Below are 15183 nucleotides of genomic sequence, written 5' to 3' on the forward strand. Positions count from 1 at the left end.
GCGGTTCGCTCTTTTCCAACAAGCGGAGCCGTCGCTTCGCCTGTCACCCCATTCCGAGGAAAAGGTCCCGCCGATGATCCGCGACATCGATCCGATTGAAGAAATTCGCAAACATCCCGGCATCACGGCCGGCAGCCTGGCCGCCCTGGTGCTCGGCGCGGCGGCGGTCGTCTATCTGACCCAGCGCACGGGCCCGACCCGCTATCAGCGCATCAAGACCCGTATCGACCCGCGCGGATGGGTGGATACGGCCGAACTGCGCGATCGTTTCCACGACGCCGTAGACGCCTTCCGTCATCGGGCGGAAGAGGTCGGCGAACAGGCCGGCGACTTCTCGCGCGAAGCCCGTCACCGTGCGGCCGACGTGGCCTATGACGCCCGTGACCGCGCCGACGAATGGTTCCGCGCCGCTCGCAAGGGGTCAAAGAAGGCGGCGAAGAAGCATGGCAAGACCGTGCGTCGCTATGCGGATGACGCCGGTTCCTATGCCCGCGATCACGCGCGCGAGGGCGGAGCCTTGCTGGCCGTGGCCACCATCGCCGCCGCCGTCGGCGCCGCGGTTCTGGAAAGCCGCCGGCCGGACAGCCGCGTGCGCCGGATCGTGCGTTTCTGACATAGTCATGCCGCCCGGGAGGTGAAATCCCTGTCGGGCGGCATGGTTTAAGCGTAGCTGAGCGCAATCATCAGCACGGCTTGGCTATGCTGCGGGCGCGAAGGCCGCTAAGACGCGGCCCATGACGACACGCCCCACACTGATCTTCGACTTCGATTCGACTCTGGTCGATTTCGAGACGCTCGAGGCCCTGGCCGACATCGCCCTGGCCGGGGCGCCGGACGCCGATGCGATCCGCGCCCAGATCGGGTCGCTGACGGACAAGGCGATGGCCGGGGCGTTGGATTTCGGCCAGGCGCTGCGCCAGCGGTTGGCGCTTCTGCCGCTCAGCCGCGAGCATGTGCAGGCTTTGGCCGCGACCGCACCGGATCGGCTGACGGCGTCGGTTCGGCGCAATCTGAACTTCTTCCAGCAGAACGCGGGCAAGATTCAGATCATCTCCGGCGGCTTCCGCGACGTGATCGCGCCCGTGGCTCAGGAACTGGGCGTGTCGCCCGACCGCGTGCTGTGCAACGACCTGATCTATGACGCCGAGGGGCGGGTTACGGGCGTCGACGACGCCAATCCCCTGTCGCACGACAACGGCAAGCCCGCCGCTATCCATGCCCTGAACCTGTCGGGGCGCGTCGTCATGATCGGCGACGGCTGGAACGACGCCGAGGTCAAGATCGCCGGCGCGGCCGACACCTTCTACGCCTTTACGGAGGTCGCACGGCGCGAGCGGGTCGTGGCGGTCGCCGACGCCGAGGCTGGCTCGCTGGACGAGGTGTTGCACGCCGAGGGGCTGGCCGGCCGCTGGTCCTTTCCGCGCAGCCGCATGAAGATGCTTCTGCTGGAAAACATCCACCCCGCCGCGGTCGAGCGGCTGGAGGAGGCGGGCTATACGGTCGAGACGGTCAAGGGCGCGCTGGACGAAGACGATCTGATCGCCGCCATCAAGGGCGTCCATGTGCTGGGCATCCGCTCCAAGACCACGGTGTCGCGCCGGGTGCTGGAGGAGGCCGACAAGCTGATGGCCGTCGCCGCCTTCTGCATCGGCACCAATCAGATCGATCTGGATGCGGCCTCCGATCACGGGGTGGCGGTGTTCAACGCCCCCTATTCCAACACCCGTTCGGTGGTGGAGCTGGCCATCGGACTGACGATCGTTCTGATGCGCGACGTGCCGGACAAGTCGGCGGCCATGCACGTCGGCCAGTGGAACAAGTCGGCGACGGGATCAAAGGAACTGCGCGGCAAGACCCTGGGCATCGTCGGCTATGGCGCCATCGGCAGCCAGCTGTCGGTCCTGGCCGAGAACCTGGGGATGCGGGTCCTGTTCTATGATCTGTCGGAGCGGCTGGCGCTGGGCAATGCGCGGCGGATGCGGTCGCTGGACGCGCTTCTGGCCGAAAGCGACGTGGTGACCCTGCATGTCGACGGCCGCAAGGAGAACCGCGCCATCTTCGGCGCCGCCCAGTTCTCGCGGATGAAGGAAGGGGCGCTGTTCCTGAACCTGTCGCGGGGCCATGTGGTCGATGTCGGCGCCCTGTCGCAGGCCATCGGATCGGGCCGGGTCGCCGGCGCCGCCGTGGACGTCTTCCCCGAGGAGCCGCGCACCAACGCCGATCCGTTCGAAAGCCCGCTGCAGGGGCTGAAGAACATGATCCTTACGCCCCACATCGGCGGTTCGACCGAAGAGGCGCAGGAAGCCATCGCCGAGTTCGCGGCCGAGCGGCTGCTGGGCTATCTGAACCGGGGCGACACCACCTTCAGCGTCAACCTGCCGAACGTGCAGCTGGCTGATGTGTCGGGCGCGCACCGCATCCTGCACATCCACAGGAACCAGCCGGGCGTGCTGGCCGAGCTGAACCGCGCCCTGGCGTCGGCCGGCCTGAACATCCTGGGCCAGCATCTGAAGACCGACGAGCGCACCGGCTACGTCATCACCGACGTCGATCGCGACTATGACCCGGAAGCCCTGCGGGCGCTGAAGACCGTGCCGGGGACGCTGAAGTTCCGCACCCTGCATTAGGGATTTGCGGTTCCATCCAGGCTTGCGAGAAACGCAGCCACGCTTCCCTCTCCGTCATCCTCGGGCTTGACCCGAGGATCGGGCGCCCAGCCGCACAGACTAGGGAACAGGTCGACCCAATCGGAATTGGTTCGCTCGATCAGTTCAAGCTTCCAGACGTGATCCCAGTATTCCAGCGCCTTCTCGCGGCGTGTCGCGGCGGTGACGAACGCACCAGACGAGCATTCCGCACCCATATCGACTGGCGAAGCCTTGGAAGGCGGCTGGCCTCGATGTAGTTGGTGATAAGAGGCCGACGGTTGCTCATCAATGTTGAGTTGCGGATGTCCCGATCCTCGGGTCAAGCCCGAGGATGACGCTGTTATATGATCGCGCGAGGATTTTTCTTCCGAAGGCTGACGTAAAGGCATCTTGCGCTCTGCGCTGACTGGCGCATCCTCCACGCAACGGCCGCGATGCATGACGGCCTTGGGAGGATCAATGTCACGCTTTCTCACCGGCGGCGCCGTCGCCGCACTGGCGCTCGCCGCCTGCGCCTTCGCAGGATCGGCCTCGGCCCAGACCTACAACCGCCTCGTCGTGTTCGGCGACAGCCTCAGCGACAACGGCAATCTGTATCTGATCTCTGGCGGGACGCAGCCGCCAGCGCCGCCCTATTACCAGGGCCGGTTCTCCAGCGGACGCACCTTCGTCGAGCTGCTGGGCTTCAACGCCGCCAACTTCAACGGCTCGGTGACCGGCAGCATCAACTACGCCTTCGGCGGGTCGCGCACGGACGCGTCGACCGGCGTGCCGTTCGGCATGTTGAACCAGCTGTCGCGCTACACCGCCGCGGGCGGACGGTTCAGCTCGACCGATCTGGTCAGCGTGCTGGGCGGCGCAAACGACATCTTCCAGGGCCTGCCCGCTGCTGGGGCTTCGGCCAGCCCCGTCGCGGCGATCACGCCCGTCGTCACGGGCGCCGCCGCCAACGTGAACACCCTGGTCAACAGCGTGGCGGGCGCCGGGGCGGGGACCATCCTGGTCACGAACCTGCCCAAGCTCAGCCTGACGCCCCAGTTCCGGGGAACCGCCGCCGCGCCCCTGGCCGACTATGCGGTGACGACGTTCAACACGGCCCTTCAGACCGGGCTGACGACCACGGCTGCGGCGCAGCCGGGCAGCAACATCATCATGATGGACCTGTTCAAGGTCGGCGACACCCTGGCCGCCAATCCGGGCCTGTTCGGCATCACCAACATCACCCAGCCCTGCTTCAACGGGGCGACGGTCTGTTCGAACCCCGACAGCTATTTCTACTTCGACGGCGTGCATCCGACGGCGGCCGGGCATCGGATCATCGCTCAACTGGCGACCGACTACCTCTATTACGGCGACATCGGCGCCCAATCGACCCTGCAGGGCGAGACCACCTATCGCCACCGACAGGATGCGCTGGACGCCGCCAGCGACGCCTTGTCGGGGCGTCAGCCGTGGCAGGCGGGCGTGGCCGTCACCACCGCCGTCCTGATCGACAACGTCAAGACCGACGCGCGCGGCCCGATCACCAGCGCGTCCAGCGACGGCTGGGGCGGGCGGATCGCTCTGGAGGCGGGGCCTTCGGAGAACTGGCGCTTCGGCCTGGCCGGAACGGCGCGCAACACCGACGTCGACAGCCAGGCGCTGAAGTTCAACGTCGAAAGCTTCGGCCTGGACGTCTATGGCGGCTGGCGCTCGGGCGACGTGTTCGTCAACGCCGCCGTCGGCGTGGCGCGCGACAATATCGACGACATCAAGCGCACCACCAGCCTGGCGCCCATCGTCCATACGGCCGACACCCGCGCGCTCAGCACCGGCGCGCGCTTGCAGGGCGGGATGTGGTTCGACATGGGCGGCGTCGCCCTGTCGCCCCGCGCAGCCCTGGCCTATGTCTCCAGCGACGTGGACGGCTATTACGAACAGGGCGTCGCGGCCCAGTATCAGTATGGCGACCGCACGGTGAAGGCCCTGACCGGCGAGGTCGCCCTGCGCGCCGAGGCCGAGATGGGCCGGTTCGGCCTGTTCGCCGAAGGCGGCTATCGCGATGCGCTGGATGACAGTTCCGACCCGGTCCGCGTCGGCCTCTACAACAATCCGGCCCAGGTGCTGTCGCGTCAGATCGACGATCCGTTCGGCGGCCAGTTCCTGGCGTCCGCAGGCGTCGAGGGCGCGGTCGGGCCGGTCAAGGTGACGGTCGGCTACCGCGGCCGCTTCGGCGACCACGCCGACAGCCATATGGGCGGCATCCAGCTGAAACTGCCGCTGTAAGGCGGCGGGGCGGGGAGGGGCGCGTTCAGCGTCCCTTCTTCCTCACCCACATGGCGGCGTCGGCCTCGGACAGCCAGGCCTCGGCGTCGGTATGGCCGTCCCAGGCCCGAACGCCGAACGAGCCGCCCAGCTGGGTCTTCTGGCCCTGCCAGACGAAGCCTTCGGTCTGCAACGCCTCTGCCAGCTGACGCGCCTTGGCCCGGCCCTCGTCCAGCCCGGCGTTGAGCATCAGCAGCGCGAACTCGTCGCCGCCCATCCGGCCCACCGCATCCGATTCGCGCAGGTTCGCCAGGAACAGACGCGCGACCGCGACCAGGGCGGCGTCGCCCGCCGCATGGCCCAGCCGGTCGTTGACGCTCTTGAACCCGTCCATGTCCAGATACAGCAGGACCGCCGGCACGCCGTGCCGCTGGCAATAGGCCATGGTCCGCTGCAACGCCGCCACGAAGCCGCGACGGTTCAGGGCGGGGGTCAGCACATCGTGGTCGGCGGCGGCCTCGGCGGCGGCGGCGCGCGACTTCCAGGCGTCCAGCTCCAGTCGCAGGCGCGCGATCTCGGCGGTCAGGTCGTGTTCGGCCACGTCGGTCACGGCGCAGGAAAGGCTCCGGTCGCGCGACTCACTCAAGGCGTCACGCAGGGTCGAGGGATGGTAGAGCGTGATTCCGCGACATTGAAGCCGCCGCGCGTCGGAAACCGCCGGCTTGCGGTTGCGGGCGCCCCGTCGGTGCTGTAACGGGCGGCCTTTCCGCGAGGGGCCTTGCAGACATGGCGACTTCCGAAACCCCGGTGGCGATCATCATGGGCAGTCGTTCGGACTGGCCGACGATGAAACTGGCCGCCGATCGCCTGGATCAACTGGGCGTCGCCTGGCAGGCCAAGGTCGTCAGCGCCCACCGCACCCCCCAGCGATTGGTCGAGTTCGCGACCGGCGCCAAGGCCGCCGGATACAAGGTGATCATCGCCGGGGCCGGGGGCGCCGCCCACCTGCCGGGCATGGCCGCCTCCATGACCGACCTGCCGGTGCTGGGCGTGCCGGTGCAATCCAAGGCCCTGAAGGGCATGGATAGTCTGTTGTCCATCGTGCAGATGCCGGCGGGCGTGCCGGTCGCGACCCTGGCCATCGGCGAGGCGGGCGCCGCCAACGCCGGAATCTTGGCCGCGCAGATCCTGGCCCTGTCGGATCAGGCCCTGGCCAAACGCCTGACCGCCTTCCGCGCCGCCCAGACCGACTCCGTCGCAGAATCCGTCGAGGACTGAGTTGCCCAGCCTTCCGCTTCCTCCCGGTTCGACCCTCGGCATCATCGGCGGCGGCCAGCTGGGCCGGATGCTGAGCCAGGCGGCGTCGCGCCTGGGCTTCGACGTCGTCATCCTGGACCCCGAGGCCGACAGCCCGGCCGGCCGTGTTTCGGCGCGCCAGATCGTCGCCGCCTATGACGATCCCGACGCCCTGACGGCGTTGGGCCGCGCCGCCGATGTCGTGACGTTCGAATTCGAGAACGTGCCCGCCGCCTCCATCGAACGGCTGGCCGAGGCGGGGGCTCTGGTCGCGCCGGGGCCGACGGCGCTGCGCGTGTCGCAGGACCGGGTGGACGAAAAGACCTTCCTGAACGCCGTCGGCGCCCCGACGGTCGAGTTCGCCGTCGTCGATACGCTGGACGATCTGGTCGTCGGCCTGACGACCCTGGGCCTGCCCGCCCTCTTGAAGACCCGCCGTGAAGGCTATGACGGCAAGGGCCAGGTCTGGATTCACGCCATCGAGGACGCGCCCGCCGCGCTGGAAAGCCTGGGCGGCCGTCCGGCCATTCTTGAGGCCAAGGCCAGTTTCGTGCGCGAACTGTCGGTCATCGCCGCCCGCGACTGGGACGGCCATATGGCGGTCTATCCGCTGGGCGAGAACCGTCACGAGGGCGGCGTTCTGCGCACCACCCTGGCCCCCGCCGCCGTGGACGAGAAGACGCAAGGGCGCGCCCGCGCCATCGCCGAGGCGATTCTGGACGGGCTGGATTACGTCGGGGTTCTGGGCGTCGAACTGTTCGACATTCCCGTTCCTGGGGGCGACGACGTGCTTCTGGTCAATGAGATCGCGCCGCGCGTCCACAACACCGGCCACTGGACCCAGGACGGCTGCGTCTGCGACCAGTTCGAACAGCATATCCGCGCCGTGACGGGCTGGCCTCTGGGCCCCACGACCGCCCACGCCCGCATCGAAATGACCAATCTGCTGGGCGACGAGGTCGAGGACTGGCGCAAGCTCTCAGCCAGGTCCGACGAACGCCTGCACCTCTACGGCAAGGCCGAGGCCCGCCCCGGCCGCAAGATGGCCCACGTGAACCGGGTGTTGGGTTCGATCTGAACTCCGTCATCCTCGGGCTTGACCCGAGGATCGGGCGTGGATCGAGTGCGTCTGCGCGATGCGGCGGATAATCCGATCCTCGGGTCAAGCCCGAGGATGACGGAAGGGGGGACTTAAGACGCCGTCTGATCCCGTGCCCCATACCGCATCCGGCTCAACGCCTCGCCGACCTTTCGGAACGGCGCGTCGAAGTCCTTGCCGGCCTTCCACTTCTCGAACGCCATGACGTTTTCGATCCGGCGCGCGACGAAGGCGTCGGCCGCCTCGCGCCCGTCGAACCAGCGCATGGTCAGGGCGGGAATCAGGATGCCCGACAGGATGGTTCGCTTGGAATAGTGGTTCCAGTCCGTCGCCTCGTCCCCGGCCCAGCGCCACAGATGGTCGGCGCTCTCCCACGCCAGCTTCAGCCCCAGGTCGGCGTTGAGGGGCAGGGCCAGGAAGGCGGCGCAGCGGCGCGCGGCCTCCAGGTCCTCGGCGCCGGCCTCCATCCGCTCGGACACGGCGCGGGCGATTCGCTCGCGAATCTTCAGCGACTGGCCGTCGATGGCCGACAGGGCCTCCAGGGCGCGCGAATCGTGGCGGCGCGACAGCAGGGCGGCCAGATCGCGCGCGCCGTTGGGCAGCAACAATTCCTCGTCGCCCAGCGACAGGCCGCTGGCCTCGCACGCCTCGCGCACCAGACGCGCGTTCCAGCCCAGGGCCGGCGCACGCGCGATGGCGGCGTCCAGCACGGTCTGTTCGGTCCGGTCGGCCCAATCTGTCGCATCGTTCATGGCGGCGATCATACGCCCGTCGGCCGGCGGTTTCGAGCCATGAAGAATGGTCGCGACGATCTGGACAGGAAGGGGCGGCTCGTGTATCAGCGCGCCTTCATCCGACGGCTCGGCCTTCGGAAGACGATTTTATTTTGTTCGCCCGTCTCCCTCACAGGACGCGGCGGGCGGCCAAAGGAGAGTTTAACCTGGTACAGATTTTCGTTCGCGATAATAACGTCGATCAAGCGCTGAAAGCCCTCAAGAAGAAGATGCAGCGCGAAGGCAGCTTCCGTGAAATGAAGCGCCACGTGCATTACGAAAAGCCGTCGGAAAAGCGCGCTCGCCAAAAGGCCGAAGCCGTCCGTCGCGCCCGTAAGCTGGCCCGCAAGCGCGCTCAACGCGAGGGCCTGCTGCCCGCGCCGAAGCCGCGCGTCCCCGGCGGTCGTTAAGACCCGCCCCGCAAGGGATCAGGCAAAAGCCGCAAGATCAAAGGCCGCTTCCGAAAGGAGGCGGCCTCTTTCGTATCTCCTCCCTGAGAAGCGGGGAGGGGGACCGCGCGTAGCGTGGCGGAGGGGCTGTCAAAGCGTCGCCGCCCTGGCCCAAGCGACGCTGCGCCAACTCCCCATCGCTGCGCCACGGGGAATAGAAGCCGTCGTCTAGCTCCTGCCCGTCACCGCCCGCGCGAACGTCTTCCAACTCAGCTTCACATCCGACAGCGCGCCTGCGCGGAACGCCCGGCCCGCGATCCAGACCATGAAGGCCGCCGTGGCGAACATGCCGATCAGGGTCAGGACGACCTCGATCAGCGGCGGATCGCTGGGCGCCCGCGCGCTCATCAGGAAGGGCGTGAAGAAGGGAATCCACGACAGCACCTTGACCACCGGCGCGTCCGGGCTGGTCAGGGCCATCTGCATGACCAGGATGGGCACGACCAGGATCATCATGATCGGCCCCATCAGCGTCTGGGCGTCGCGCGGCGTCTCGCAGAAGGCGCCGATGGCCGCGAACAGCACCGCATACATCAGGTATCCGCCGACCATATAGGCGATGAAATAGAAGATCAGGCCGCCGTGCATCAGCGCCTGGCCGATGCCGGCCGCCGCCTGGGGCGAGGCGGACATCAGCGTCGAGGCGCCGATCCCGCCCCACACCGCCATGACCGTCAGGGTCAGCAGCGCCACGCCCAGCACCTTGCCGGTCAGGATCTCGGTCGCCGAGGCCGAGGACAGCAGCACCTCCAGGATCTTGTTCGACTTCTCCTCCATCACGCTGTTCAGCAGGATGGAGGCGCCGGTGATGACCAGCGACCACAGCAGGAACCCGGCCCCCAGGCCGACGAAGGAGGGGATGCGGTCGCGCATCGACACCTCGGCCCCGCTGGCGGCGCTGGGCGAAAAGGACTTCACCTCTGGCCGGAAGGTCTGGATTTCGGTCGCCACGGCGGGCGGTACTCCGGCCGCGTTCAGCAGTTCGTTGCGTCGCGCATCGCGCAGGGCGTCGCGGACGAAGCTGGACACGTCGTTGTCCGTGGCGCGGGCGGTCCAGACCTGGGCGGCGGGCTTGCCGTCGATGCGATCCAGAAAGACCACGGCGTCCAGTCGCTGGGCCTCGGGCGTCTGCTTGTCCAGCGCGGTCTTGATGGCGGCGTCGCGCGCCGGGCCGGTGGCGTCGGTGATGGCGGGCGGCGCGGCGACCAGGCGAATCCTGGGCGCGCTGATGGAGGCCATGGCGCGGCCGGCCCCGGCCTGTCTCTTTTCGGCGGCGAGGCGCAGCTTTTCGCTCTGTCGGTCCAGATCGGCCTGGAGCGCGTCGCGGACCGTGGCGGCCAGGCCCGTGGCGGCGGGACCCTGTTCGATCACCGCCACCGTCTTGATCGGCTCGGCTGAACGGATCAGCAGCGGAATGTCCCCGCCCAGCACGGCGAACAGCGGGAAGGCCAGCAGCGACAGCCAGAAGCCCACCGTCTTGGCGTAGGCGACATATTCGCGGCGCGCGATCAGCAGGGCGCGCTTCATTGGACCGCCTCCGACGGCGAGACGATCGGGTCGGGATGATCCCCGGTCAGGCCGATGAAGGCGTCATGCAGCGTCGGCTCCTTCAGGGCGAAACCGCGCACGTCCAGACCGTTCAGGAAGGCCGCCTTCAAGGTCTCCTGACCTGCTGCGCCGGGCGCCAGGGCGATCTTCAGGCGCCGCACGCCGTCCTGCTCGGACACGGTCTCGACCCCCGTCACGCCGGGCAGGGCCGCCGCCGCCCGCACATCGATGGCGCCGTCCAGATCGAGGAAACGGGGCGAGGTCGCCTTGGCCTGATCGACCGTGCCCTCGAACGCCTTTTGACCGCGCGCCAGCAGCACCACCTTGTCGCACAGCCGTTCGGCGTGCTGCATCACATGGGTCGAGAACAGGACCGTGGCCCCGCCCGCCGCCAGGTCGCGGATCATCGCCTCCAGCCCCTGCTGGTTCATGGGGTCCAGGCCCGAAAAGGGCTCGTCCAGGATGACGAACTCGGGTTGATGCACGACCGAGGCGATCAGCTGCACCTTCTGCGCCATCCCCTTGGACAGTTCCTTCATCTTCTTCTTCTGCGCGGCGCCCAGCCCCTGCTGCTCCAGCATGACCCTGGCGCGACGACGGCCTTCCGATGCGGGCAGACCTTTCAACGCGCCGAAGAAGGCGATGGCCTCCACCGGCGTCATCTTCTTGTAGAGACCCCGCTCCTCGGGCAGGAAGCCGATCCGGTCGCGCACCTGACGCCCATCGGCGGCGCCGAGGATTTCGATCCGCCCCGACGTCGCAGGCTGAAGCCCCAGGATCATCCTCAGGGTCGAGGTCTTGCCCGCGCCATTGGGCCCCAAAAACCCGCAGATCGACCCTTTGCGAACCTGAAAGCTCAGATCACGAACGGCGTCGAAATCCCCGTACCGCTTGCTCACGCTCTCCAGCGTCAACGCCGCCATATCGCCCCCGACCCTGTTCCGGGCGTCAGCCTATGGGCGTTGCGCGTCGGACGCCAGCGGTCGGGGCCATTTAGATCATGGCCCGGATCGTTTCGATGAATTTGCGAAACTGCGAAATTACGCTTTCGCAAAACCCCGGCGCTGGCTAGAAGCCCGTCGCCAATGGCGGGGAGCCTTCAAGTGACGCAGCGCAAAATCCTTCTGATGACGGTTTCCATGGCCTGGCTGGCGGCGGCCGCGGGCGCTCGGGCGCAGGATCAGAAGACGGCCCAGGTGGATGACATCGTGGTCACGGGGTCTCGGATCGCGGGCGGAGGCCGGATCGCGCCGGTGGAGACGGTGGGGCGCGACATCATGGATGCGGCCGGGGTTGCGGATGCATCGCAGCTAGTTCGGCTGGTCACGGCCAACTCCGGGTCCGAAGCCCAGGTCGATCAACTGAACCAGCCGCAAAGCTCGGGCACGGCCCAGTTCAACCTTCGCAATCTGGGCCTGGGGTCGACCCTGGTGCTGGTGGACGGTCAGCGCTGGACGACCAGCGCCGTGGTGGCGACGGACGGCTCGGCCTTCGTGGACGTCAACTCTCTGGTTCCGATGATCGCGCTGCAGCGGGTCGAGGTGGTCAAGGACGGCGCCTCGGCCGTCTATGGCTCGGACGCGGTGGCGGGCGTGGTCAACTTCATCACCCGTCACGATGTGGCCCGACCCGAGGTATCGGCCAAATACGCCGTGGCGGACGGGTCGGAAGAGAGCGTGATCCAGGCCATCGGCGGGTTTGACCTGATGGGCGGGACCCTGACGCTGGCGGCGTCGCATTTCCATCGGTCGGCCCTGGGCTCGGACGAGCGGGACTTCACCCAGGCCGAACGCTATGGCCGGGCGGCCTGGACGGCGGTGACCAGCTATGGCCAGCCGGGATCCTATTTCCGGCCCAGCCGCAACGGCTTCTCGCCCGACCCGGCCTGTGGCGATCCGGCGTTTGGCAGCGCCTACAAGAATACGCCGACCGACAGCTTCTGCCGGCTGGACTATTCCGACTTCTTCGACCTGACGCCCGAAGAGACGCGCACACAGGCGTTCGCCGACTATCGCCGGCCGGTCGGGGACATGACGCTGTCGTTGCAGGGGGCCTGGTCGTCGACCCAGACGGTGGCGCGTCAGTCGCCGTCCCTGCCGATCCTGGCCCAGTCGCTGACGGTCCCGGCCTCGCATCCCGACAATCCGTTCGGCGAGGCGGTGCTGTTTCGCGGGCGGTTGCTGGGAGCCGAGGCCGGGGCGTCCAAGGCGGATTTCGAATACCGGACCTGGCGGCTGTCGGCGGGGCTGGACGGGCGGTTCGGCGGCGGCTGGACCTGGAGCCTGGCCGCGACCAGCAGCCGCCAACATGTCGCCTATGACAAGCCGGACGCCATCGGCAGCGCGCTGCAGCGGGCCCTGAACGGGTTCGGCGGGGCGGGCTGCAACCCGGCGACGGGGGCGGCCGGCGTCGGCGCCTGCCAGTATTTCAACCCGTTCGGCAGCGCCTATCTGGGGGCCGGCACGGTCAACAGCGCCGCCCTGATCGACAGCCTGATCGGCTATACGGGCCTGCGCGGGGCCTCGACCCTGACGACGGCCGACGCCTCGACCAGCGGTCAGGCCCTGGCATGGGACGGCGGGTCGGTCGATGTGGCGCTGGGCGCCCAGTATCGGCGCAGCGGCTTCCGCCACGACTGGAGCGATCTGGTCAATGCGGGTGACCTGCTGACCGCCGGCTATTCGCCCGACTTCGAAGGCCATCAGGAGGCGCTGGCCGCCTTCGCCGAGGCGCGCATCCATCTGGGCGAGCGGATCGAGGCGCAGCTGGCGGGCCGATACGAAACCTATGACGGCGACGGGCGGTTCAGCCCCAAGGCCGCCGTGCGATGGGACGTCACCGACGCCCTGGCGCTGAGGGCGTCGTGGGGGCAGGGGTTCCGCGCGCCGTCGGTCTATGCCCAGTCCGGCGCCCAGGCGTCGCAGCCGTCGGTGTTCGACCGGGGGGCGTTCGTCTTCGTCAACACCCTGACCTCGGGCGATGCGGCGCTGAAGCCCGAGAAGTCCGAGAGCCTGAGCCTGGGCGCCGTGTGGCGGCCGCTGGATGGGCTGGAGTTCAGCCTGGACGCCTGGCGGTTCGACTACACCGACCAGGTGGTCAAGGAATCGGCGCAGGGCGTCATCGACCAGGCGGCGGCCGATACGGCGGCGGGGCGGACGGGAACCCCGGCGCAAGGCCGCATCACCCGCTCGGCCAGCGGCGCCCTGACCTTCGTGCAGCTGTATTTCATCAACGCCTCGTCCATCGAGACGCAAGGGCTGGATCTGGCGGCGCGCTATGGCCGCGACCTGTGGGGCGGCCGGGCGACGGCGTCGGCGATCTGGACCTATGTGGACAGCTACGACATCCGCCTGAACGACGGGGCGACCCGGGTCTCGGGCGTCGGCTCGACCAATCTGAGCAATATCGGCCGGTCCCTGCCGCGCAATCGCGGGGAGTTCGCCCTGGGCTGGAGCGGGGGGGCGAACGCGGTGACGGCGCTGGTTCACTATACCGACGGCTATCGCAATGACCGCAGCGGGATCACCGATTTGACCATCGCCAGCCAGACGACGGCGGACGTGCTGTTCAGCCGCACCCTGGGCGCCGACATCGACCTGGCGCTGGGCGTGGTCAATGTGTTCGACAAGGCGCCGCCCCTGGCCCAGTTCGCCCTTGGCTATGATCCCGTCGTCGCCGATCCCCGCGGACGGGTGTTCAGCGTCGGGCTGACCAAGCGGTTCTGAGCCGGTCGCGCGTTTGCGCGCTCAATCGGGCGGTGTATGCATCCCCTTCCAAGGGGACGATCCATGACGACCGACGGCGAGACGACGCGCAAACAGGCGTTCAAAGACCTGTCCGAGGACGCCCTGGGCTTCGGCGGGGTCGATGTGCGAACGGCGCGGGACCTGCTGATCCGTCCGCGCCTGGTGCTGCAGGCCTGGATGATCGAGGGGCCGACCGGGGGCGGGGTCTACGCCAAGCCGCTGAAGCTGTACCTGGCGCTGAACGCGATCCTGATGCTGATCGTGTTCCTGCGCGGCGGAATCGGCGGGATGCTGGATCAACTGCCGCCCGACCTGCTGACGTCGCTGATCGCTCAGTCGGGCAAGTCACGGGACGCCTTCATGGCCTCGGCCGACGGCTGGATGTCGTTCGTCACCGTGCCGCTGATGGCGCCGCTGTATGCGCTGGCCGTCCTGCCGTTCGTGCGCGGGTGGGACGCCGAGGATCTGGGCTGGCGTCGGGGTTTTCGCGCGTCCTTCGCCTATCTGAACGCCTGGACCGTGCCGATGCTGCCGCTGTTCTGGTTCATCTATGGCACGGGGCCGGCGGCCATGATGGGCAGCGTGGCCGTGTTCATCCTCGGCGTCGTGACCTTCGTCAGGATGGGGCGGGGGCGCTGGTATCGCGGCGTCGCCGCAGGGATCGGCAAGGGGCTGGTCCTGCAGATGGCCATCAGCGCGATGATGATGGTCGGAAGCGCGCTGATGGCGGCGATCGGGGTTTTGGCCGGTCTGATGGCCTGAAGGCGGGCGCCGAAAAACAGAGTGCACAGTGTGCGCTTCGTCTGAAATCGTCGCCGGACGAAATTGCACTGCACCCCGAAAACAGGTGCAATGTGCAAGAAAGTGCAATTTCGACGCGCCAGGATGTCAAAGACCGGACGACATCATACCGCATCTTTGAGCGTGTATGGTCGATTGACGCTGCTGTGCGTCAGGGTGCTGGAAACGCTGAAAATTTTTCACCCCGATAGGGTGGTTGGTTGAGCGCGATGTCAGTGCGCGCCAGGTTTTAACTCGCAGATCATGCTGGCGGTGAAGCCGCAAAGCGGTCGTCGCCGTTGTCTGTTAGGGGTGGGAGGCAGACATGAGGCGTGGCATGCACCAGGTATCAATGGCGGTTTTCTAACGTGCTCAGCGCGCCAATCTTCTGCAACTGGATACCTCAGCTTGGTCACCTCCGCGCGCTGTTCGTGGCCGCTTTCCTTGTAGCCGGTTGCGCAACCTCTCCGCATGACTACCGGCTGGAAGCAGAGATCGGAGATTTGCTTGGGCCGCCGGAGACGGCGACCGCCACAAGAGGGCCGGTGCACTGGACGATAGAGCGCCGAGTATACACTCGGATGCGGCGCGTCCGGCTAT

At 67.8% G+C, this 15183-nt stretch carries 13 protein-coding genes; 8 read left to right on the forward strand and 5 right to left on the reverse strand.

Translation table 11 applies throughout. The annotated features are described in order from the left end of the window. Positions 1-73 precede the first annotated feature (73 nt). Both P0Y50_10060 and serA read left to right on the forward strand, forming a co-directional pair. Positions 74-613, forward strand: coding sequence for a hypothetical protein (locus P0Y50_10060; GenBank protein ID WEK38893.1), 540 nt, complete (start codon positions 74-76; stop codon positions 611-613). A gap of 121 nt (positions 614-734) precedes the next feature. After that, a complete protein-coding gene (gene serA, locus P0Y50_10065) occupies positions 735-2627 on the forward strand; it encodes a phosphoglycerate dehydrogenase (protein ID WEK38894.1) in 1893 nt (630 codons plus the stop codon). On the opposite strand, the gene P0Y50_10070 is transcribed toward serA, so the two are convergent. Then, positions 2624-3124: a hypothetical protein gene (locus P0Y50_10070; GenBank protein ID WEK38895.1), complete on the reverse strand. Its 501-nt coding sequence runs from the start codon at positions 3122-3124 to the stop codon at positions 2624-2626. The genes serA and P0Y50_10070 overlap by 4 nt on opposite strands. Here P0Y50_10070 and P0Y50_10075 point away from each other — a divergent pair. Next, positions 3108-4913 (forward strand): autotransporter domain-containing protein, encoded by a 1806-nt coding sequence (locus P0Y50_10075; GenBank protein WEK38896.1) that lies wholly within the window; start codon positions 3108-3110, stop codon positions 4911-4913. The genes P0Y50_10070 and P0Y50_10075 overlap by 17 nt on opposite strands. A 25-nt stretch (positions 4914-4938) precedes the next feature. Here P0Y50_10075 and P0Y50_10080 read toward each other — a convergent pair whose 3' ends face one another. Beyond that, on the reverse strand, positions 4939-5502 hold the full coding sequence (locus P0Y50_10080; GenBank protein WEK38897.1) for a GGDEF domain-containing protein: 564 nt from the start codon (positions 5500-5502) through the stop codon (positions 4939-4941). A gap of 176 nt (positions 5503-5678) precedes the next feature. On the opposite strand from P0Y50_10080, the gene purE reads away from it, so the two are divergent. Both purE and P0Y50_10090 read left to right on the forward strand, forming a co-directional pair. After that, entirely contained in the window at positions 5679-6170 is a 492-nt protein-coding gene (gene purE / locus P0Y50_10085) for a 5-(carboxyamino)imidazole ribonucleotide mutase (GenBank protein WEK38898.1), read from the forward strand. 1 nt (position 6171) lies between these two features. Beyond that, the gene (locus P0Y50_10090; GenBank protein WEK38899.1) at positions 6172-7266 is read left to right on the forward strand and encodes a 5-(carboxyamino)imidazole ribonucleotide synthase; all 1095 of its coding nucleotides are present in this window, start codon (positions 6172-6174) and stop codon (positions 7264-7266) included. A 113-nt stretch (positions 7267-7379) separates the two neighbouring features. On the opposite strand, the gene P0Y50_10095 is transcribed toward P0Y50_10090, so the two are convergent. Beyond that, complete coding sequence (locus P0Y50_10095) at positions 7380-8039, reverse strand: COQ9 family protein (protein ID WEK38900.1); 660 nt, start codon at positions 8037-8039, stop codon at positions 7380-7382. 188 nt (positions 8040-8227) lie between these two features. Between P0Y50_10095 and rpsU the strand changes: the two genes are divergently transcribed. Further along, positions 8228-8470: a 30S ribosomal protein S21 gene (rpsU, locus tag P0Y50_10100; GenBank protein ID WEK41561.1), complete on the forward strand. Its 243-nt coding sequence runs from the start codon at positions 8228-8230 to the stop codon at positions 8468-8470. A gap of 207 nt (positions 8471-8677) precedes the next feature. On the opposite strand, the gene P0Y50_10105 is transcribed toward rpsU, so the two are convergent. Together P0Y50_10105 and P0Y50_10110 are read right to left on the reverse strand one after the other, a co-directional pair. Then, entirely contained in the window at positions 8678-10036 is a 1359-nt protein-coding gene (locus P0Y50_10105) for an ABC transporter permease (GenBank protein ID WEK38901.1), read from the reverse strand. Further along, entirely contained in the window at positions 10033-10980 is a 948-nt protein-coding gene (locus P0Y50_10110) for an ATP-binding cassette domain-containing protein (GenBank protein ID WEK38902.1), read from the reverse strand. The genes P0Y50_10105 and P0Y50_10110 overlap by 4 nt, the downstream gene beginning before the upstream one ends. 180 nt (positions 10981-11160) lie before the next feature. Between P0Y50_10110 and P0Y50_10115 the strand changes: the two genes are divergently transcribed. Together P0Y50_10115 and P0Y50_10120 are read left to right on the forward strand one after the other, a co-directional pair. Then, positions 11161-13782 carry a TonB-dependent receptor gene (locus P0Y50_10115; GenBank protein ID WEK38903.1) on the forward strand — a complete coding sequence of 874 codons (2622 nt, stop codon included), beginning with the start codon at positions 11161-11163 and terminating at the stop codon, positions 13780-13782. 63 nt (positions 13783-13845) lie between these two features. Further along, positions 13846-14565: a hypothetical protein gene (locus P0Y50_10120; GenBank protein ID WEK38904.1), complete on the forward strand. Its 720-nt coding sequence runs from the start codon at positions 13846-13848 to the stop codon at positions 14563-14565. The last annotated feature ends 618 nt before the right edge of the window (positions 14566-15183 follow it).

The organism is Candidatus Brevundimonas colombiensis, from assembly GCA_029202665.1.
Lineage (GTDB): Bacteria > Pseudomonadota > Alphaproteobacteria > Caulobacterales > Caulobacteraceae > Brevundimonas > Brevundimonas colombiensis.